We start from the raw sequence: 22,498 nt of genomic DNA, 5'->3' as shown, positions 1-22,498 counted from the left end.
TCTGCTGGCGCGCGCCAGCAGATGCTTGCCCAAATAAATTCCTCACACATATCTATGAAAACTAGTCATTTATTCCTGGCTGTGCTGGCGACCGTGTATGCATTGCATGCACAAGCAGGAACCTGCCCTGGTGGCGCAAGCTGGTGCGACGATTTCGAGAATGGCGCGACGCACTGGGCAAGCAAAGAAGCCGGCATATCTGATGCGAATGTGCGCCGCCAGGATGGATCGGGTAATCACGTGCTGCTACTAAGCGGGCAGGGTGGGCCGCTGTTGGCATCTGCACCAGAGGCAATACCAGGTGCAGATTACTTTGTCGAGGAACGCATGCGCCCCGTCGCCAGTACAAATGCTGCAGATGGCCAGGCTTATCTATTGGCGCACTACCAGGACGAAAACAATTGGCTGGCTGCCAGCCTCGTTATTCAGCGTGACAAGCAAAAGCTGTTCATAGAGTTGGTGAAAATGCAGAATGGCAAGCTGAGCAGATTGAAGCAGTCAGCAAAAGAGCCGGGGCCGGAGGGTAGTTTTTACACACTCAGGCTGGACGTGGCCGGTGACTTGCTGACGCTATACCTGAACGGCGAAATGTTGAGCACAGCTACAGATGCTTCGTCATTCGAAAGACGCATAGGCTTGCTGGCGAAAGGCCAGGGCTTTGAGTTTGACGATGTCCGTAGCGGTGCCGCTGGAAACAAACCACTACGCCTTGGCCTGGCGCGCATGAACGACAGGGTCAGCTTGCAGGCGGGTGATGCGCCGCTGCATTATGCGGCGCGCATATCTGCAGACAATGACAAGCTTGCCATACCAATCACTGCGTTATCAAGTGCGCCGGGCATTGCCAGTGTGGTAGTCAGGGATGGCGAAATCATACTCACGGCGCCGCACCCCGGCACAGCGCCCATTACGGTAAGCAGCCAGGCAGATGCCAATGTGGCTGGCTATCTCGCTGTCAGTGTCACCCCGGCTTTCGCAACATCTGCACAAAGCTATGCACTGCAAGGCAAAGTCAGCCCGGCTGCAAATGCTGAAGATGTGCCGCCAGACACGCCTTTGCACATCGTGTTTGATCAGGTACCCAGCCTGGGGCAGGGTGGCTCTGTGCGCATTTTCCGGGCCTCCGATAATGCCTTGGTTGATGTCATCCGTCTTGGTGATGACATTGATGAGATCGGCTACGCCGGGCAAGAATTCAAACGTGTGCTGCGTTACAAGCCCATCAGCATAGATGGCAAGACCGTGACGATCAAACCGCACAATGCGCGTCTGGCATATGGCACGGAATATTACGTTGCAGTGGATGCAGGTGTCTTCACCAATGCCAGTCTTGATGGGCAGGCATTTACCGGGCTGGGCCGAGCGGCAGGATGGACATTCAGCACGCGCAGGGCGGCGCCCTCTGGCAACAGTCTGACTGTCGATGATGATGGCCCGGCAGATTTCCGTACTGTGCAGGGTGCCTTGAATCACGTCATGCGCACCATGTCGCGTGCAGAAGCAGTGACCATACATATCGCCAATGGCCGCTACGATCAGTTACTTTATTTGAAGGGCAAGGACAATCTTACCCTGCGTGGCGAAAGCCGTGATGGTGTCATTCTTCAGGCTTACAACGACGACAGTAATAACCCAGGCACGGGTATCAGTCAGGGGCCGTACACGCCATCCGTTACTGGCGGGCGTTCAGTGTTGTTGATTGAAGATGCCGACATGCTGACGCTGGACACGCTCACGCTAGTCAATACAGCGGTGCGTGCCAGGAGCAAGGGGGCGCAGGCAGAAACCCTGGTATTCAATAGTGACCGTGGCCGTCTGCTGGCACACAATGCCAGTTTCTTCAGTGAGCAGGACACCATACAGGTGAAGGGCTATTCCTGGTTTTATCGCTCGCTGATTGCAGGCAATGTGGATTTTATCTGGGGTGGCAACAGGGCCGCCTTATTCGAAGAAAGTGAAATCCGTTCAGTCGGTGACAGTGCCAATCCGGGCAAGGGTGGCGGCTACATCGTGCAGGCCCGCACGGTCGCTGCCGATGAAGCTGGATTTGTTTTTCTCAACAGTCGCCTGACCCATGGGCCTGGTCCAGGCCAAAACGATGTCTTGCCCGGCACGGCTTATCTGGCCCGGCAGGGGCCGCCCAGCACTTGGGACAAGGTCAGTTTCATCCACTGCAGGATGGACACGCATATCGCCCCTGTGGGCTGGCTGTTGCCAAAGCCAGAGTCGGCGCAGGCCCAGCCAGGTGCTGGCTGGGGTGAGTACGGCAGCATGGATATCAACGGCAAGCCTCTCGATGTATCGCAGCGCTTGCCAGGTCACACATTAACCGAAAAGCAGGTGGCGGGGCGCTTTGCCAGTCGCCGCCAGATTTTCGCCAGTTTCGACAACGGCAAAGGCTGGAATCCTTCGCCACCGGATAGCAGGTAAGGCCATAAAACTATAAAGCTATAAAACTCAATAAAACTACAGATGGAGACAAAAGATGGAAAAAATCAGGCGCACCAGACTTCCCCAGCATGCCAGCATCAAGATCAGCGCAGTGACGCTGGCCGTGCTGACTTTGATCAACCAGAACCAGGCGATGGCAAGGCAAAATCAGGCCCCTCAAGCTCCTCAAACTCCGGTCACCAAGATAGAAATTACCGGTTCGTCGATTAAACGGCTGGCCACAGAAAATGCCTTGCCGCTGACTACCTACAAGGCAGAAGAACTGGAAGCACAGGGGCTGACGACCATGTCCGAGGTAGCCACTTCGCTGGTCATGGGTGCTACCAATGAACCGGTCGGTGGCGGTGGCGGTGGCACCATGATCAATATGCGTGGCCTGAACACCAACCGCACCCTGGTATTGCTGAATGGACGTCGCTTGCCAAATGAGGCTATCGGCGACAGCTCGATTAACGTCGATGTTGTCCCCATGAGCGCCATCGAAAGGGTGGAAGTCTTGCGTGACGGCGCATCGTCGATTTATGGTACTGACGCAATCGCCGGTGTAGTCAATTTCATCACCAGGCGCACTCTCAATGAGATCAGGCTGGCAGCCAGCGTCGTCGCCCCGCAGCGTTCTGGTGGTGGTGACCAGCGCCGTTTTTCCATTGCTGGTGGTAAGGGTGATCTGAATAAAGATGGCTGGAATGTGTATGCGGCATTTGACATACAGTCCCGCTCCTCCCTGATGCAGAAAGACAGGCCAGAGCTCTCGAACCCGGATGCCATTGCCCAGCTTGGCGGCAGCGTGTTTTCTACCAATACTTCAGGCTCATCGTCGTCACCGGCTAACTTTACGGTGTACACTAACAGCAAGGCCACTACGACTACGGGCAATCCGTATTGGGCAACTGGCTGCACCAGCAATTATGGCGCGCAGTACAGCCTGCCCTCGACCAAGGTATCAGGTTCCGGCATCAAGACCTGTATTCTCGACCCCGGTCTTTATCCGCAACTGCTGCCTGAGAACAAGCAAACCACGCTGTTTAGCAAAGGGGCTTTGCGTCATGGTGACAATAAACTGATGACGGTTGAAGTGCTTGCTAGTGAATCCTATATTGATGCGTTGAATCCACCGCAGGTTTTTGGTGCGCAGACTGATTACGACAAGCTCAATCCCGGTGTGCGCAAGCCGCTGTTCATCAGCAAGAACAGCAAATGGTACCCAGGTGGTAGCGGTGGCGTGCCAGCAGTTGCCGGGGTCACCGGGCAAGACCTGGCCCTGACCTGGAGCCTGGATGAACTTGGCCCGGCAGGCACGGATGACCGCCAGAATACCAACCGCCTTGTCGTCGCCGACGAGGGTGAGTTCATGGGCTGGGATTACCGTGTCGGCTTCAATGCCGCGATGAGCAAGCGGCGTGTCAGCTGGAAGAGTGGCTTTGTCAGCACACCTAAACTGTACGATGGCGTGGCAAATGGTATCCTCAATCCATTCGGTGCGCAGGACGCGACAGGACAGGCTTATCTCAACAGCATCAAGGTTGACGATACCAATTATCGTACTGCGAGCGTGAAATACTTTGGCCCTGATTTCAATCTGTCACGCGTATTGAAAGAATTGCCTGGCGGTTCACTCTCTATTGCAGTGGGTGGTGACCTGCATAGGGAAACGTATACCGATTCGACCAGTGCCCTTAGCAACGATATCGTCTACAAGACCTCCGGCACACCGGGTGCCAACCCCAGTGGTGCGCGCACCATTGCTGGTCTGTATGTGGAGATCGATGCACCACTGAGCAAAGGGCTGGATCTGACCTTTGCTGCCCGTGCTGATCATTTCAGTGATTTTGGATCTACCGTGAACCCCAAGGCCAGTGTGCGCTGGGAACCACATAAGGCCATCATGTTGCGCGGCACTGCCAGCACCGGTTTCCGCGCACCAACCCTGCCAGAACTGTATGGCACGCCACGCACGAAGACGCCATCTACCAATCGCTGGGATGATCCCTTGCTTTGCCCTAGTACGACGCCATCGCAGCCAAATACAGGCACACTGACCAGTGACCCCAAGTATGCAGGATTGAATCTTGATCCTGCCCGCGTCTGTAATACCCAATTGACGATATTGACAGGTGCCAATCCTGATCTGCAACCGGAAAAATCACGTACCCTGACTGCGGGTATCGTGCTGGAACCAGTCAGGAACATGATGCTCTCTTTCGATATCTGGGACATACGCATGAAGGGAACCATCGCCCAGATCACCGAAGAAACAATTTTTTCCGATGTGAACAAGTATTCCAATCTGTTTGTTAGGAACCCGGATGGCACGCTGAACTATATCGTCGTCACCCGCCTGAATATGGGCGGTGTGCATACGCGCGGTATTGACACCAACTTCCGCTACCTGTTGCCGACAACTAGCTGGGGTAAATTTGGTGTCAGCATGGACGGCACCTACGTCAACAAGTACGAGGGGCAAAACGACGTGGGCGGTGCGTGGGTGGATAGTGTAGGCAGGCCGGGGGCATTGGCTACAGGTTCGACTTCGGCGAATACTTATATATTCCGCTGGCGTCATAATTTGCGCTTGTCCTGGAATATGGGCAAGTTCGCCACCCAGTTGTCGCAATCTTATACTGCCAGTTATGAGGACACCAATGCCCTGCCTACGCAAAAATTTGGGCAGCCGTATTACAACGTGATCGATTCCTATATCATTTATAACCTGAGTGCCAACTATCGCTATTCGGATAAGTTCAGGTTGAGCCTGGGTATCAATAACCTGTTGAATGTTGATCCACCTTTGTCGAATCAGAGGCTGAGTTCACGCGTCGTGTTTGCGCAAAATATCGCCAAACCCATAGGTCGTGCATACACGGTCAAGGCCGAGTATTCATTCTGATGGTATTTGCATAAGCAGTAAGCGAAGGGCTGCTTTGGCCAGCTCTTCGCGCCAGCTGGCAGTTATCGTTCTGCTGGCTAGCGATTTTCATAATTGCACAGGCTGGCAGCTGGCCGCAGAATGCAAGCTCACATTCCAAAGGCTGCCTTCATGTTCAAACCACTGTCGTTCGTCCTGGCAATGCCGTTCTTTTTCAGCCTGCTCAGCCTGTTCAACGTCTCACATGCCGCCGCGCCACGTCGTATCAGCATTGATGTCAATGCTCCCGGCGTGCCGCGTGATCACTTTGCTGATTTATCCATAGGTTCAGATTATCCCGGTACCCTGATCAGGGAAGACAGTCTTGCCCAGTTGCAGATCATCAAGGATGAACTGGGTTTTCGTTATTTGCGCTTTCATGGCATTTTCCATGATATCTTGCAAACCTACACTGAGCACGACGGCAAACCGGTGTATGACTGGAGCAAGATAGATATACTGTACGATCGCTTGTTGCGCATGGGCATCAAACCCTTTGTGGAACTGGGCTTCACGCCGCATGCAATGAGAAGTTCTGAGAAAACCATCTTTTACTGGAAGGGAAATATCTCACACCCCGACCCGGTAAAGTGGACCGCCCTGGTGGATGCCTTTGCGCGCCACCTGGAGGCGCGTTATGGGAAAGAAGAAGTCCGGAGCTGGTATTTTGAAGTCTGGAATGAGCCTAATCTTGCCATCTTCTGGGAAGGCGCAGATCAGGCCGCCTATTTCGATTTATATGAAAGAACTGCCCGTGCCATCAAGGCGATAGACCCGCAACTCAGGGTGGGTGGGCCAGCTACTGCTGGTGCTGCCTGGGTGTCGGAGTTTTTGGCATTCACGCAAAAAACGGGTGCCCCGGTGGATTTCATTACTACCCATACCTATGGTGTGGATGGCGGTTTCATTGACGAACATGGTGTCAGTGATACCAAACTCTCCACTTCACCGCATGCCATCGTGGCTGATGTACACAAGGTAAGAGCCCAGATCAAGGCTTCCGCCCAACCTGAATTGCCACTGTTTTTTACTGAATGGAGTAGCAGCTATGCGCCGCGTGACCCTGTGCATGATTCTTATATCAGCGCCGCCTATATCCTCACCAAACTGAAATCCAGTGAAGGGCAATTGCAAGGCATGAGTTACTGGACTTACACTGATCTGTTTGAAGAGCCGGGGCCACCAACAGCACCATTTGAAGGTGGCTTTGGCTTGCTCAATCCTCAGGGTCTACGCAAGCCAGCATTTTTTGCCTATAAATACCTGCACCAGTTGGGCGATGAAATACTCTCCATACAAGGTAAACAAGACGCACAGAGCTATGTAAGCCGCAGCGGCAAGACACTGCAAGTGCTGGCCTGGGATTATCGCCAGCCTGTGCAGGACAAGAGCAATCGTGCGTTTTACACCAAGGTATTGCCGTCTGTTGAGACTGCCCCGCTGGAGTTGCAACTGACTGGCCTGAAGCCGGGTAAATACACGGCACAAATTTATCGGACTGGTTACCTGGCCAATGATGCGCACACCGCCTATCTGGAAATGAGTTCGCCGAAGTCACTCAGCGCAGAGCAATTGCAGACGCTGCAAAGCCTGACACAGGATAAAGCTGAGTTACGCAAATTCCAGGTCAGCCGCTCAGGCAAGGCTTATATCAAAGTCACCATGCGTGAAAACGATGTGATACTGCTTAAGCTGACAGCGGCACAGCGTTGATAAAAAATGCTCACAATAGATGCCAGGCAGCATGAGGATTGCTGTGATTGTGGCAAGCCAGATTTCTTAATCTTCTTGAAAAAATATGCATAAAAAGACATTCTGCGGTTTATTGCTTACCAGCCTGGCCGTCGTACTTATTGAGACTGCCGGTGCTGCTGAGAGCAATGATAAAGCCCCTGCTACCGTTGCATTGAAAAATCTGGCGGCCTTTCCCATCGGGGTGGCAGTCAGCGCTGGTGACGAGAAGCGCAGCCTTTTCAAGAAAACCGATCAGCAGGCACTGATCAACCAGCAATTTAATAGCCTGGTTGCCGCCAACATCATGAAGATGCGTTACCTGCATCCAGCAGAAAACCAGTTCAGCTATGATGATGCAGATGCCCTCGCCAATTACGCCAAGGAGCACGACATGATCTTGCATGGCCATGCCCTGGTATGGCATCCAGACTATCAGGTGCCAGCATGGATGAAAAACTATGCTGGCGACTGGGATGCCATGCTGGCCCATCATGTGACGCAGATATGCAAGCATTTTGCCGGGCGGGTTGCCAGCTGGGATGTCGCCAATGAGGTCATAGACGAAAACGTCCCCGCAGGCTACAGGAAGTCGCTGTTCTATCAAAAAATGGGTAAATCGTATATAGAAAAAGCCTTTGTCGCAGCGCATGCTGCCGACCCTGCAGCAGACCTGTATTACAACGATTTCAATACCGAGGCCGTGCAATCCAAGCTGGATTTCATGCTGGGCATGATCGATGACTTCCAGGTGCGGCATATACCTGTCCATGGCATAGGTTTTCAAATGCATGTGAACAGTGACTATCCTGCCATTGCACAGATCAGGAAATCTTTCAAGGCTGTGGTAAAGCGCGGCTTGAAAGTACGCATTTCCGAGCTGGATGTAGCGATGAATCAGCGCAATGATCTCAAGTCTTTGACCCCTGCCGCTGCGGCTATCCAAAAAGCGCGTTACAAGGCTATCGTCGCTGCTTATCTGGAAGAAGTGCCACCAGCACTGCGCGGCGGCATCACCTTCTGGGGCGTGGTTGATGGCGAGACCTGGCTCAGCAAGTTCCACAAACGCACAGAGTGGCCGCTGTTGTTCAATGATGATTACACCAGCAAACCTGCTTTTGATGGCGTACTTGAGGCTTTGACAGGGAAATAAGCCCGCACTCGCAGCTGTCAGCGCCTGTCTTGAACGTAATCATGATTCATCTTGGTGAGTTTCATAATTGTGGATAGGCCTGATACCAGCGAGTATACCTAGGCAAGATACCTGAATTAGTTCGGGACACCTGCTGCCTGTCGGGCATTAACGACAGGAAACTCTGAAGCGAAGAGTCAGGTGAACAAAAAAATCGCTATACGGGAGAAGATCATGAATAATACATCCGCCATATCCTATTTGCCGGATCAGTTTCAACAAGCGGTGCTGCTGGGGCGCGTATGGCGTGCTGGCAAGATCAACGGGCCATGTGTGGTCGTCGTGCGGCAGGGGCAAGTGTTTGACATTACGGCACAGGTGCAAACCGTGACTGATTTGCTGGAAAAAGAAAATCCACTGGCTTTCGCGCTGAACGCAGGTGGCGAGTCCATGGGGGACGTACAGGCTCTGATTGAGCACTCCCTCAACCGAAATGCTGGCAGTGAAGCTCCCTATTTGCTTGCTCCCTGTGATCTGCAGGCGATCAAGGCCTGTGGCGTCACCTTTGCGGTCAGCTTGCTGGAGCGCGTTATCGAAGAACAGGCTGGTGGTGACGCCTCGGCGGCGGACAGCCTGCGTGCCGCCATGCAAGCCAGTATAGGTTCGGATTTGTCGCGCATACGTCCGGGTTCTGACACAGCTGAAAAATTGAAGCAGGATCTGATCAGCCGTGGTGCCTGGTCGCAATATATGGAAGTTGGCATAGGCCCCGATGCCGAAGTATTTACCAAGTCTCAAGCCATGTCGGCAGTCGGTTTTGGTGCTGATGTAGGCATACATCCTGACTCCAGCTGGAATAACCCCGAGCCAGAAATCGTGCTGGCCGTCAACAGCCGCGCTCAAATAGTGGGGGCCACTCTGGGCAATGATGTCAACCTGCGTGACATAGAAGGGCGCAGTGCCTTGTTGCTGGGCAAGGCAAAAGACAATAACGGCTCATGTGCGATAGGCCCTTTCATCCGCCTGTTTGATGACACATTCACGCTCGATACCATACGCCAGGCCGAAGTCAGATTGCTGATAGAAGGTCTGGATGACGATTTCAGACTCGATGGTATCAGCATGATGCGTGAAATCAGCCGTGACCCGCTGGACTTGGTTAACCAGGTTTGTGGCAATACCCACCAGTACCCTGACGGTTTCATGCTGTTCTTGGGCACCATGTTTTCACCCATCGAGGACAGGGATGCGGCAGGCAGTGGCTTTACCCACCATATAGGTGACCGGGTCACAATCGGCTGTCCGGCACTGGGCGCTTTGATGAACCATGTCAAGTATAGTAATGCGATCGCTCGCTGGGATTTTGGAGTCAGTGCCCTGTACCGCAACCTGGCCGCGCGTGGCCTGGCTTATGGAATGAGTGAGCACGCTGCCTCAGGTGCTGCACAAGTATGAGTAATAGCGCAAGTAATAGCATAAGCAAGGCGTCGTCAGAGGCAGGGAACCCTGGTCTCTATGCGGACCAAGAAAGAAAACCAATGATTTATGCAAGTTACCCGAATCTGGCCGGGAAGAGAGTAGTAGTAACCGGTGGCGGTACCGGCATAGGCGCTGCCATCGTAGATGCCTTTTGCAAGCAGGGCGCGCAGGTTTTTTTCCTGGATATCGCCGACCAGGCTTCGCAGGCGCTGGAAAAAAGTCTCCATCAGTCTGCCAGACCGCCAAGATTCATGCATTGTGACCTGACCGACCTGGATGCGCTGGCCAAAGTATTGGCCCATATAGAAAGTGAATATGGTGCTGTCGAGATTTTGATCAATAATGCCGCCAATGACGACAGACATGATGTGAAGAATGTGACGCCCACTTATTGGGACGACAGTTTTGCCGTGAATTTGCGTCACCAGTTTTTTTGTGCCCAGGCCGTGGCACCAGGTATGAAAGCCATGGGCGGTGGTGTTATCCTTAACTTTGGTTCCATCTCCTGGCATCTTGCCCTGAGCAAGCTCAGCCTGTATATGACAGCCAAGGCAGCGATAGAAGGCCTGACCCGTGGCCTGGCCCGTGATCTGGGGCCAGACGGCATACGTGTCAACTGCATCATCCCCGGTTCAGTACGTACCCCACGCCAGATGGCACTGTGGCACACGCCGGAAGAAGAAGCGCAGATACTGGCCGCCCAATGCCTGCACGAAAGGGTGGAAACCGAAGACGTCGCTGCCCTGACTTTGTTTTTGGCCTCTGACAACGCCGCGCGTTGTTCGGGACGTGATTATTTTGTGGACGCAGGATGGTACGGCGCATGATATTGGATCAGTCTCACTGCATTTGGGAAGTGGCTACGCATCTGGGCGAAGGCCCGGTATGGCACGCGGGCGCGCTTTACTTCGTGGATATCAAAAGCCATAAAATCCATCGCTGTGCAGAAGATGGTTCGGCTCGCCAGAGCTGGCATGCGCCAGACCAGATCGGCTTTATCCTGCCCATCAAGGGGGAAAGCGGCAATTTCATCTGTGGCTTGCCGGGAAAGCTGGTGCGCTTTTCCAGCAGCACCGGTAGCTTCAGCAGCATGCTGGAAGTGGAAACTGATCAACCCGACAATCGCCTTAATGACGGCTATATTGATAGCCAGGGTTGCCTGTGGTTTGGTTCCATGGATGATGGTGAAAAAGCGCCTAGCGGTTCGCTGTATCGCCTTAATACTTTGGCCAATTTGCAGGCCAGGGATCATGATTACGTTATCACCAATGGCCCCTGCATGAGCCCTGACGGCAAAGTGTTTTATCACACCGATACCCTACGCAAAAAGATTTATGCCTTTGATGTGACACCTGATGGCAGCTTGTCCGGCAAGCGTGTGTTTGCCGACATCAGCACCGGTGGCCACCCGGATGGCACGGTGGTCGATGCAGAAGGTTTTCTGTGGGTGGCGATTTTTGCTGGCAATCGTGTGGAGCGATATTCCCCCGCTGGAGAAATCGTCCAGGTCATCAATTTCCCCTGTTCGAATATCACCAAGGTATGTTTTGGTGGCTATGATTTGCGTACCGTCTTTGTGACCACGGCCTGGAAAGGCATGTCGGCAGAAAAACGTGAACAGCAGCCATTGGCGGGCGGTCTGTTTTCTTTCCGTGTGGACGTGCCCGGTCTGCCGCAATATCAGTTCAGTGAGTCTGCATCATGATGTTTGACGATAACAAGGCTCGCCGCTTCCGCTCGCAAGACTGGTTTGATAATCCCGATCATATCGACATGACAGCGCTGTATCTGGAGCGCTTCATGAACTATGGCATCACCCCTGACGAACTGCGTTCTGGTCGCCCCATCATAGGTATTGCACAGAGCGGCAGTGATATCAGCCCATGCAACCGCATCCATCTGGAGCTGGCGAAGCGGGTACGCGATGGCATCCGGGATGCCGGTGGTATTGCGATGGAATTCCCGTTGCACCCGATTTTTGAAAACTGCCGCCGCCCAACCGCAGCAATAGACCGCAACCTGGCGTATATGGGCCTGGTTGAGATTTTGCATGGTTATCCTATCGACGCCGTGGTGTTAACTACGGGTTGTGACAAGACTACGCCAGCCCAGATCATGGCTGCATCAACGGTGGATATCCCGGCGATTGTCTTGTCTGGTGGCCCCATGCTGGATGGCTGGATGGATGGTGAACTGGTAGGTTCTGGTGCTGCCATCTGGAAGGGCCGCAGGCAACTGGCGGCAGGCGATATCGATGAAGAAAAATTCTTGCAGATAGCTGCGGCATCAGCACCGTCGGCAGGTCACTGCAATACCATGGGCACGGCATCCACCATGAACGCCCTGGCTGAAGCCCTGGGCATGTCGCTGACTGGCTGTTCGGCCATTCCCGCGCCTTACCGTGAACGCGGCCAGATCGCCTATGAAACAGGCCGTCGCATTGTCGAGATGGCGTATCAGGATATCCGTCCATCCAGTATTTTGACACGTGATGCCTTCCTCGATGCCATCGTGGTAAATGCCGCAATTGGTGGTTCCACCAATGCTCAGCCACATATCATGGCCATGGCCAGACATGCTCATGTCGAGTTGCATTCAGATGACTGGATGGCGCATGGGCATGACATCCCGCTGATCTTGAACATGCAGCCGGCGGGCAAGTTCCTGGGCGAGCGCTTTCACCGCGCCGGCGGTGTACCCGCCATCATGTGGGAACTGCTGCAAGCAGGAAAACTGCGCGCTGACCGTCTTACCGTGACCGGCAAGACCATGCACGACAACCTGGACGGCAGGCAGACGAATGACCGCGAAGTCATCTATCCATATGCCGCACCGCTGAAACAACAAGCCGGTTTCATGGTGTTGAAGGGTAATCTGTTTGACTTTGCCATCATGAAGACCAGCGTGATCTCACCCGCATTCCGCGCCCGTTACCTGAGCAAGTCCGGAGAGGAAAACATCTTTGAATGCAAGGCCGTGGTATTTGATGGTTCTGGTGATTACCATGCACGTATCAATGACCCATCGCTGAATATTGATGAAGACAGCATCCTGGTGATACGCGGTGCTGGCCCGGTGGGTTGGCCCGGTTCGGCTGAAGTGGTGAACATGCAACCGCCGGATGCGCTGTTGAAGCGCGGCATATTGAACCTTCCTACTCTGGGTGATGGCAGGCAGTCCGGCACGTCGGACAGTCCATCCATCCTGAATGCATCGCCTGAAAGCGCGGTCGGCGGTGGCCTGGCCTATATCCGTACCGGCGACACCATACGTATCAACCTGAACACCGGGCGTTGCGATATGTTGATCACTCCAGAAGAACTGGAAAGCCGCAAGGCTGAGGGCATGCCGGCATATCCTGCCAGCCAGACGCCATGGCAAGAGATTTATCGTTCTACAGTCGGGCAACTGGAAACCGGGGCCTGCATGGAATTGGCTGTACCGTATATAGGCATAGGAAATACTTTACCCCGCCATAATCACTAAGATGCTCAAATTAATATGCTTAAATAAGTGACAATACAAGAAACAAAGTATCCAGAATAACGAATACATAAAGCAATAATAAATGGGATTGGCAATGCCATTACCCATGCTTTAATCCAAACGGAGACAAAAAATGAATGCCAAAGTAAAAATCGCTATCCTCAGTGTCATGCTTGCCCTGGGTGGCAGTATGGCTGGCAGTGCCCACGCTGATGCCAAGAATCCAAAAATCGGTTTTTCCATCGATGACCTGCGGGTAGAGCGCTGGGTCAGAGACAGGGATTTCTTTAGTGCAGAAGCAGAAAAACTCGGTGCCAAGGTGTTTGTGCAATCAGCCGACGCCAGTGAACAGCGCCAGATTTCCCAGATAGAAAACCTGATCTCGCGTGGCGTTGATGTACTAGTGATCGTACCCTACAACGCCACGGTATTGAATAACGCCATCCGCGAAGCCAAGAAAGCCAATATCAAGGTGGTGTCCTATGACCGCCTGATCCTGAATGCAGATATTGATGCCTACATTTCTTTCGACAATGCCAAGGTCGGTGAAATGCAGGCCGAAGGCCTGGTGCAATTGAAACCGAAAGGCAACTATTATTTGCTGGGTGGTGCGCCTACCGACAATAACGCCAAGATCTTGCGTGAAGGGCAGATGAAGGTCTTGCAGCCCTTGATGGACAAAGGCGATATCAAGGTCATCGGCAAACAATGGGTGAAAGACTGGAGCGCTGCTGAAGCCATGTCCATCGTTGAAAATGCCCTGACTGCGAATAACAACAAGATTGATGCCATCGTTGCTTCCAACGATGGCACTGCTGGCGGTGCGATACAGGCACTGGCTTCGCAAAAACTCAGTGGCAAGGTGCCAGTCTCCGGGCAGGATGCCGACCTGGCTGCCGTCAAGCGCGTGATGGCAGGTACCCAGGCCATGACCGTCTACAAGCCTTTGAAACTGATCGCTTCTGAAGCTGCCAAACTGGCTGTGCAACTGGTGCGCAATGAAAAGCCTGCCTACAATTCCCAATACGACAATGGCTTTAAAAAAGTCAGTACTTTACTCTTGAAACCTGTTTCCCTCACCAAGGCAAATGTGAACCTGCTGGTTGACGAGGGTTTCTATACCAAGGCACAGCTTTCTGCCAACTGATACAGCATGCAGTTAAAACCAAGCCTGATGGGCCAGGTTTGGTTGTTTGTGTTGGCTTGTTCCAGGTTCTTCCGAGAAAAATAGCATGTCTGAATATTTGCTGGAAATGAAGGGTATCGTCAAACAGTTTGGCGGTGTCAGGGCTTTAAACGGTATCGACATCAAGGTCAGGGCTGGCGAATGCATAGGCCTGTGCGGTGAAAACGGCGCTGGCAAATCCACCCTGATGAAGGTGCTGTCTGGTGTCTACCCGCATGGCAGTTGGGATGGTGAAATCCTGTGGGAAGGCAAGCCCTTGAAGGCGCAGTCCATCCGCGATACTGAATCGGCGGGCATCATCATCATCCATCAGGAATTGATGCTGGTGCCAGAATTGTCAGTCACCGAAAACCTGTTTTTGGGGAATGAAATCACCCTGCCCGGTGGCCGCATGGACTATGCCGCCATGAACAAGCGGGCCGAAGAATTATTGCGTGAATTGAATATACCTGAAGTCAATGTAGTACTGCCGGTCAAGAACTATGGTGGCGGCCACCAGCAATTGATAGAGATAGCCAAGGCACTCAACAAGCAGGCCAAACTGTTGATACTGGATGAACCTTCATCTTCACTGACGACATCAGAAATCACGGTCTTGCTGGATATTATCCGCGCCTTGAAAGCCAAGGGCGTGACCTGCATTTACATCTCGCACAAGCTCGATGAAGTCGAAGCCATTTGCGACACCATCGTAGTGATACGCGATGGTCAGCACATTGCCACGACACCCATGGCCGATATGAGTGCAGAACGCATCATCGCCCAGATGGTGGGGCGTGAAATGAGCCAGCTTTATCCAAGACAAGATCATACCATCGGTGAAGTGGTGTTTGAAGCGCGCAATGTGACCTGCTATGACACAGAAAACCCGCAGCGCAAGCGTGTCGATGACATTTCATTCACTCTGCGCCAGGGGGAGATTCTGGGTATAGCCGGGCTGGTTGGCGCTGGCCGTACTGAACTGGTGTCGGCCCTGTTTGGTGCTTATCCTGGTGAATATGAAGCTGAAGTCTGGCTGAATGGCAGCAAGCTTGACAGCAGCAGCCCGTTGAAATCCATACGCGCTGGCCTGGCCATGGTGCCGGAAGACCGCAAGCAGCATGGCATCGTCCCCGACCTGGATGTGGGCCAGAACATGAGCCTGAGCGTCTTGCACGAATTTGCCCGCATGAGCCGCATAGACAAAGAAGCCGAACTGAAGACCATACGTACAGAAATCGCCAGCATGACCCTGAAAACCGCCAGCCCGTTTTTGCCTATTACCAGCCTGTCCGGCGGTAACCAGCAAAAAGCGGTGCTGTCGAAAATGTTGCTGACCAAACCCAAGATTTTGATACTCGATGAGCCGACACGCGGTGTCGATGTCGGTGCCAAATATGAAATCTACAAACTCATGTTTGAACTGGTAAAGCAGGGTATGTCCATCATCATGGTGTCGTCTGAACTGGCCGAAGTGCTGGGTATTTCTGACCGCGTGCTGGTGATAGGCGAGGGCAAGCTGCGCGGCAACTTCATCAATCAGGATTTGAAGCAGGAAACCCTGCTGGCGGCGGCGCTGGATCAAAGCCATGTACTAGCGCCCAACCAGTCAAACCAGGCAAGTCAATTAAGCCCTGTGCCATGATCACCCATCTGATGCCATTCATCGCTATCGGTAAAAATTAAAATGAAAAACCTGAATATCAAACAGCTGTTCACACAATACAAAATGCTGGCCCTGCTGATTGCCATTGCATTGATCTGGGCTTTCTTCAGCTGGAAAACCGAAGGTGGTTTCATTACACCGCGCAATCTGTCCAACCTGATGCGGCAAATGTCGATTACCGGCATCGTCGCCTGTGGCATGGCGCTGGTGATTATCGCTGGCGAGATTGATTTGTCTGTCGGTTCCTTGCTGGGTTTGCTGGGTGGTGTGGCAGCGGTACTGGATGTGACCCATCATTTACCTTTGCCATTAAATCTCATGGTGGTGTTGATTTTCGGTTTGCTGATAGGACTGTTCAATGGCTACCTGACTGCCTACATGAAGATACCATCCTTTATTGTTGGCCTGGGTGGCATGCTGGCTTATCGCGGTATCGTGCTGGGTGTGACAGGTGGCACCACGGTAGCGCCAGTGTCTGCTGACATGGTGTATCTGGGCCAGGGTTACCTGTCGGCGACCACCGGTATCTTGCTGGGAATAGCTCTTTTCGCGCTGGCTGTATTTTTGACCTGGCAGCAGCGTAACAAGCGTGCGCAGCATGGACTGGAAGTCGCACCGCTGTGGCGTGATGGTATCAAGCTTGCTGCGATTGCGGCGGTGCTGCTGGCCTTTGTCATCACCTTTAACAGCTACGAAGGCATCCCCTTGCCTGTGCTGTTGCTGCTGGTCTTGCTGGGCATCTTCAGCTACATGACTACGCAAACCGTATTTGGCCGCAGGATTTATGCAGTGGGCAGCAATATGGAAGCCACCCGCCTCTCGGGCATCAATGTGAATGCCATCAAGCTGTGGATATTCGGCATCATGGGTTTGATGTGCGCGCTGGCTGGCCTCATCAATACCGCACGGCTGGCGGCTGGCTCACCTTCTGCCGGTACTTCGGGCGAGCTGGATGCGATTGCTGCCTGCTTTATTGGCGGCACCTCCATGCGTGGCGGCTCTGGCACAGTATATGGTGCCCTGATTGGGGCGCTGGTCATGGCCAGTCTGGACAATGGCATGTCCATGCTGGATGTGGATACCTACTGGCAGATGATAGTCAAAGGCTGCATCCTGACATTGGCAGTATGGGTGGATGTCAGTACACGCTCTGCAAAAAGATGATTGAATAGTTCGCTCCAGAACTGGCAAGGATTTCCTTGCCTTGACAGGCGATTTCATAGGGATCGCCTTTTTTTATTTGCGCGCATCTCATTTGTAATCATGACGCGGCTTGGTGAGTTTCATAATTGTGTCTGCCTGGTTTTGCATGCAAGATGGGATGGCAGTCATCAGGCAATAGCTGGCCTGTGTCATGACCTGACGGTTTAAAAATAAAAAATAGATGGAGACAGATTCAATGAGTAATCAACGCAGGCAATTCCTGGCATCCATGTCTGGCTTGACCGGTCTGGCCGGGTGGGCAGTTTTATCACCAGCTCTGGGGTGGGCGGCTACCGCAAAAGCTGGATCTAAACCCATTTACAAAGATGCTGCTGCACCGCTGGCAGCACGTGTTGAAGATCTGCTGGGGCGTATGACCCTGGATGAGAAAATCATGCAGATGCAATGCGTATGGCAAGACAAAAAACTGATACAGGAAGCCAATGGCGATTTTTCCGTCACCAAGGCAGGCACAGTCTATCCTCATGGTTTGGGGATGATGGCACGTCCGTCCGACCATCAGGGCATAGCCAAGGCTACTGGCGCAGGTGATGATGGTTCGGTGCCAAACCGCAATGCCTTGCAAACGGCCACCTATGTCAATGCCGTGCAAAAATGGGCCGTAGAACAGACGCGCCTGGGCATTCCGTTGCTCATGCATGAAGAAGCCCTGCATGGCTATGTCGCGCGTGATGCCACCTGCTTCCCGCAGGCGATAGGGTTGGCGTCTTCGTTCGACCCGGATATGGCGACCAGAATCTTCAGCGTGGCTGCACGCGAGATGCGTGCACGCGGTGCCAATTTTGCGCTGGCACCTGTGGTCGACGTGGCACGTGAGCCGCGCTGGGGCCGCATAGAAGAAACTTATGGCGAAGACCCGCACCTGTGCGGCGAAATGGGCAAGGCTGCGGTGATCGGCTTCATGGGCCCCATGAGCAAAGATAAGAAACTGGCGAAAGACAAGGTATTTGCCACGCTCAAGCATATGACGGGCCACGGCCAGCCAGAAAACGGCACCAACATCGGCCCGGCAGAAGTCAGTGAGCGTACCTTGCGCGAAGAATTTTTCCCACCCTTTGAAAAGCTGGTGCGTGAAACCAATATCAGTGCCGTAATGCCTTCCTATAATGAAATCGGCGGCGTTCCCTCGCATGCGAATCGTTGGTTGCTGACCAAGGTCTTGCGTGAAGAATGGGGCTTTAAAGGTGCGCTGGTATCCGATTACTTTGGCATCAATGAACTGGTGATCAGGCATAAGCTGGTGCCCAATCCCAAAGAAGCAGCGCTGCGCGCCATCAAGGCTGGTGTCGATATAGAAACACCGGATGGCCTGGCTTATCGCACCTTGGCAGAACTGGTCAAGGAAAAACGTGTTTCTGAAGAAGAAATCAATCGCTGCGTGCGCCGGGTATTGGAACTTAAGTTCCTGGCTGGTCTGTTTGAAAACCCCTATGTCGATGCCAGCATTGCTGACAAACTGACTGCTACGCAAGACGCAGTGGCACTGGCGCGTGAAGCTGCCACCCGTTCCGTGGTCCTGCTTAAAAATGACAAGGGCTTGCTGCCGCTGAACGGCAAGAAGGTCGGCAAAGTCGTGTTGCTGGGTACACACGCCAAGGATTGTCCTATAGGCGGGTATTCTGACATCCCGCGTCATGTGGTATCCATCTACGAAGGCTTGCAGGCGGAAAGCCGGGCACAGGGCTTTGAACTCAGTTATGCCGAAGGTGTGCGCATCACCGAAGGCGGTCATGTCTGGGGACATGATGAAGTCAAATTCACGCCACCGGCAGTGAATGCCAAGCTGATTGCCGAAGCGGTAGAGGCGGCCAAATCTGCCGATACCATCATCATGGTATTGGGCGACAATGAACAAACCAGCCGTGAAGCCTGGGCCGATAACCATCTGGGTGACCGTGCCAGCCTGGATTTGATGGGCCAGCAAAATGACCTGGCCAAAGCGATTTTTGATCTGGGCAAACCGACCGTCGTCTTCTTGCTGAATGGTCGCCCGCTGTCCGTCAACCTGCTGGCCGAACGCGCAGACGCGCTGGTAGAAGGCTGGTACATGGGGCAGGAAACCGGCTTTGCAGCGGCGGACATTTTATTTGGCCGGGTCAACCCAGGTGGCAAATTGCCGGTGTCGATTGCGCGCAATGTCGGTCAGTTGCCGATTTATTACAACTACAAACCGTCGGCACGCCGTGGTTATCTGGATGCATCGACCAAACCCTTGTACCCATTCGGTTTTGGCCTTAGCTATACCTCGTTCAGTATTTCAGAACCACGCTTGTCCAGGGCCACGATGGGTGTTGGCGATAGCACCAAAGTCGAAGTCGATGTCAGCAATACCGGTGCCGTCAAGGGCGATGAAGTCGTGCAAATCTATATTCGCGATGATTTCAGTTCTGTCACCAGGCCAGTACTGGAATTGAAAGCCTTCAAACGCGTCAGCTTGAATCCGGGCGAAAAACGCACTTTGTCTTTTGATATCAAACCAGCAGATTTGTCTTTTTATAACATGGACATGAAACGCGTTGTGGAGCCTGGCAGCTTCACCATACATGCAGGTTCCAGCAGTGTTGATCTTAAATCAGTCAAATTGATGGTGGTCTGAATATTAAAAGGAGTAGTCAAAAGAATCTATGTCGATTGGATGTTGCCCTTGCCAGTGCTGGCATTCCTTTAAATTCTTTGAAATAAAAAGAGAAGAAAAGGGAAGGCAGTACAATACAAAAAGTATGGCAAGCAAGCCGTCGCCCATGGAGAAGACCGAATATGAAGATGCCCAACTCGCATAGGATAGCCTTATTGTTCAATGCAAACAAAATCTATGACAGGGAAATCATTGCCGGGGTTGCCTCTTACCTGAGTTCAACCAGGGTGTCCTGGGATTTGTTTCTGGAAGAAGATTTTCGTGCCCGCCTGCATGGGATAGAACGCTGGCAGGGCGATGGCATCATTGCCGACTTTGACGATCCTGTCGTTTGTGAAGCCTTGTCGCATAGCCGGGTGCCAGTGGTGGCTGTCGGTGGTTCCTACGAAAACCAGGATCATTATCCACAGGGTGTTCCTTATGTGGCGACGGACAATTTCAAACTTATCAAGCTTGCCTATGATCATTTGATTGAGGCAGGCTTGCCGCGCTTTGCCTTGTTCAGTTTGCCAGAAGCACCGGAAAATCGCTGGGCGCAGGAGCGTGAAAATGCCTTCTGCGATCTGATGAAACGTGATCGCCTGACGGGAGAAATTTATCGCGGCCAGATTACCAGCGCGCCATCCTGGGATGAAGCGGTCGAGCAATTGATCAAATGGCTGGAAGGTTTGCCCAAGCCAGTAGGTATCATCGCGGTAACAGATGCACGCGCCAGGCAATTATTGCAGGCCTGTTTGATTGCGGGTATCGCTGTACCAGAGCAAGTCGCCCTGATAGGCATAGACAATGATCCGCTGGCGCGCATGCTGACCCGGATACCACTGAGTTCTGTCATGCAGGGGGCAGAGGAAATGGGGCGCACTGCCGCCCATCTCTTGCATCAGATGTTGAACGGCGCCCGCATTGCCAGCACCAGGATACTGGTGCCGCCGGTTGGCATCAATGTCCTGACCTCTTCGCGCTTTGAAACACCCAAGCATCCGCACGTGATGCAGGCACGTCATTTCATCCGCCAATATGCCTGCCAGGGTATCAAGACCGAGCAGGTGGCTGACTATGTCGGCATATCCCGTTCTTCACTGGAATCCTATTTCCGGCAAGAGCTGGGGCGCAGCGTCCATGACGAGATTTTGCATTTCAAGCTGGAGGCAGCAAAAGCCATGCTGGCTAGCGGGCAATCGAGTATTGCCGACGTTGCAGTCAGTTGCGGCTTTACCACCATACAGTATATGCATGCCGTTTTTAAACGGGAACTGGGTTGTACACCGCGCAAATATCAAGAAAGCCTGACGCAGGTAGAAGCGAATGCCGCAGGCCTGCCACATCCACACACTCAACTTGCCGAGCAAAGTGATGACGAATAAAAAGCTAGTTTCCTGCACTGTCAAAACAGCAGATGAAAATATTTATACCCTGCGCAATGCGCATGATATGCAGTTGAGTATCAGCGACCGGGGTGCATCGCTGGTTTCATGGCTGACGCCTGACCGATATGGCCGCATAGGTGATGTCTTGCTGGCGTATGCAGATGCCCACAGCTATCAGCAAAACCCCTATTATTTTGGTGCCATCATAGGTCGCTGGGCAAACCGCATTGCAGGTGGACATTTTTCCATCGATGGCAGCAATTTTTCAGTTGACTGCAATGATGGCGATCATCATCTGCATGGCAGTAATAGCGGCTTTCATACCGCCCGCTGGGATGTCATGGAAGAGACAGATGGCATACGCATGTTGCTGACTTCGGCTGATGGCGATGCTGGTTTCCCCGGCAATCTTGAAGTGCAGGTCGTCTATCGCCTGGATGATGAGGGCAGCCTGAGCATAGAGTATGAAGCCAGGTCTGACGCGCCAACAGCGATCAATCTGACTTCGCATCCCTACTTCAACCTGAATGCGGGCACTTCTGATATCAAAGACCAGCTTTTGTTTATTGATGCATCGCATTACCTGAAGATAGATGCAGCGGGTATCTCCAGCGAATTGGCTTCCGTCGCTGGTAGTGCCTTTGACTTTCGCCAGCCCGCACCCATAGGCCCAAGGCTGACATGGCCAGACCAGCAGATTTTGATGGCAGGCGGTTTTGATCATTGTTATTGCGTGCAGGCAGAATTGAATGGAAAACCTGGCACTGTGCGTGAAGTGGCCACTGTGTACGACCCCGGCTCAGGACGTAAATTATCCGTTTCCACCGACCAGGCTGGCCTGCAATTCTATAGCGGTAATTTCCTCAACGGCGTAGCCGGGCGTGATGCGCGTGACTATGCGGTACATGATGGTTTTTGCCTTGAGGCGCATGCTTATCCCAATCAAATCAATGGGCCATATGCAGAAGCGGTGATCTTGCGCGCAGGCGAAGTGTATCGCCAAACCACGATCTACAGAATTTCACTGCAAAGCTGAAACGAAGCTGGCAGTATTTCATCAGCCTGTCTTGCTACGTCCGTCTACCGTATCATCCGGGGCCTGAAACTGGCTGCGTGTAATCATGATCGTGATTGGTGAGTTTCATAATTGCACAAAAGAGTGGCGGAGTTCATTGTTAAGCTTGCACAAATTCAGAACAGGAATTTGTAGCTTATAAAAATAAACTATAAATTGAAACGAGAATTGAGACAAAAAAA

General features: G+C 52.9%; 14 protein-coding genes. All 14 read left to right on the top strand.

Annotation, left to right across the window (positions count from 1 at the left end; all coding sequences use genetic code 11):
* Nucleotides 1-54: 54 nt before the first annotated feature.
* A complete protein-coding gene (locus tag UNDKW_RS20840; RefSeq protein ID WP_162060277.1) occupies nt 55-2,430 on the top strand; it encodes a pectinesterase family protein in 2,376 nt (791 codons plus the stop codon).
* A 55-nt stretch (nt 2,431-2,485) separates the two neighbouring features.
* Nucleotides 2,486-5,338, top strand: coding sequence for a TonB-dependent siderophore receptor (locus UNDKW_RS20835; RefSeq protein WP_162060276.1), 2,853 nt, complete (start codon nt 2,486-2,488; stop codon nt 5,336-5,338).
* A 150-nt stretch (nt 5,339-5,488) separates the two neighbouring features.
* A complete protein-coding gene (locus tag UNDKW_RS20830; RefSeq protein WP_197892957.1) occupies nt 5,489-7,069 on the top strand; it encodes a beta-xylosidase in 1,581 nt (526 codons plus the stop codon).
* An 85-nt stretch (nt 7,070-7,154) separates the two neighbouring features.
* Entirely contained in the window at nt 7,155-8,240 is a 1,086-nt protein-coding gene (locus UNDKW_RS20825; protein WP_162060275.1) for an endo-1,4-beta-xylanase, read from the top strand.
* Nucleotides 8,241-8,453: 213 nt separating this feature from the next.
* On the top strand, nt 8,454-9,674 hold the full coding sequence (locus UNDKW_RS20820; RefSeq protein ID WP_162060274.1) for a fumarylacetoacetate hydrolase family protein: 1,221 nt from the start codon (nt 8,454-8,456) through the stop codon (nt 9,672-9,674).
* A gap of 83 nt (nt 9,675-9,757) precedes the next feature.
* A complete protein-coding gene (locus UNDKW_RS20815) occupies nt 9,758-10,525 on the top strand; it encodes an SDR family NAD(P)-dependent oxidoreductase (RefSeq protein WP_162060273.1) in 768 nt (255 codons plus the stop codon).
* Nucleotides 10,522-11,403 (top strand): SMP-30/gluconolactonase/LRE family protein, encoded by an 882-nt coding sequence (locus UNDKW_RS20810; protein WP_370529044.1) that lies wholly within the window; start codon nt 10,522-10,524, stop codon nt 11,401-11,403. The genes UNDKW_RS20815 and UNDKW_RS20810 overlap by 4 nt, the downstream gene beginning before the upstream one ends.
* Nucleotides 11,400-13,184: an IlvD/Edd family dehydratase gene (locus UNDKW_RS20805; protein WP_162060271.1), complete on the top strand. Its 1,785-nt coding sequence runs from the start codon at nt 11,400-11,402 to the stop codon at nt 13,182-13,184. The genes UNDKW_RS20810 and UNDKW_RS20805 overlap by 4 nt, the downstream gene beginning before the upstream one ends.
* Before the next feature lie 133 nt (nt 13,185-13,317).
* Nucleotides 13,318-14,331 carry a D-xylose ABC transporter substrate-binding protein gene (gene xylF, locus UNDKW_RS20800; protein ID WP_162060270.1) on the top strand — a complete coding sequence of 338 codons (1,014 nt, stop codon included), beginning with the start codon at nt 13,318-13,320 and terminating at the stop codon, nt 14,329-14,331.
* Nucleotides 14,332-14,416: 85 nt separating this feature from the next.
* On the top strand, nt 14,417-15,994 hold the full coding sequence (xylG, locus tag UNDKW_RS20795) for a D-xylose ABC transporter ATP-binding protein (RefSeq protein ID WP_162060269.1): 1,578 nt from the start codon (nt 14,417-14,419) through the stop codon (nt 15,992-15,994).
* 42 nt (nt 15,995-16,036) lie between these two features.
* Nucleotides 16,037-17,179 carry a sugar ABC transporter permease gene (locus UNDKW_RS20790; RefSeq protein ID WP_162060268.1) on the top strand — a complete coding sequence of 381 codons (1,143 nt, stop codon included), beginning with the start codon at nt 16,037-16,039 and terminating at the stop codon, nt 17,177-17,179.
* A gap of 235 nt (nt 17,180-17,414) precedes the next feature.
* A complete protein-coding gene (locus tag UNDKW_RS20785; protein ID WP_162060267.1) occupies nt 17,415-19,835 on the top strand; it encodes a glycoside hydrolase family 3 N-terminal domain-containing protein in 2,421 nt (806 codons plus the stop codon).
* A 167-nt stretch (nt 19,836-20,002) separates the two neighbouring features.
* Nucleotides 20,003-21,238 (top strand): DNA-binding transcriptional regulator, encoded by a 1,236-nt coding sequence (locus UNDKW_RS20780; RefSeq protein ID WP_304941492.1) that lies wholly within the window; start codon nt 20,003-20,005, stop codon nt 21,236-21,238.
* Complete coding sequence (locus tag UNDKW_RS20775; protein ID WP_162060265.1) at nt 21,228-22,277, top strand: aldose epimerase family protein; 1,050 nt, start codon at nt 21,228-21,230, stop codon at nt 22,275-22,277. The genes UNDKW_RS20780 and UNDKW_RS20775 overlap by 11 nt, the downstream gene beginning before the upstream one ends.
* Nucleotides 22,278-22,498: the final 221 nt, after the last annotated feature.

The organism is Undibacterium sp. KW1, assembly GCF_009937955.1.
Taxonomy (GTDB): domain Bacteria; phylum Pseudomonadota; class Gammaproteobacteria; order Burkholderiales; family Burkholderiaceae_D; genus Undibacterium.
This window is presented reverse-complemented; position numbering and strand designations above follow the sequence as displayed.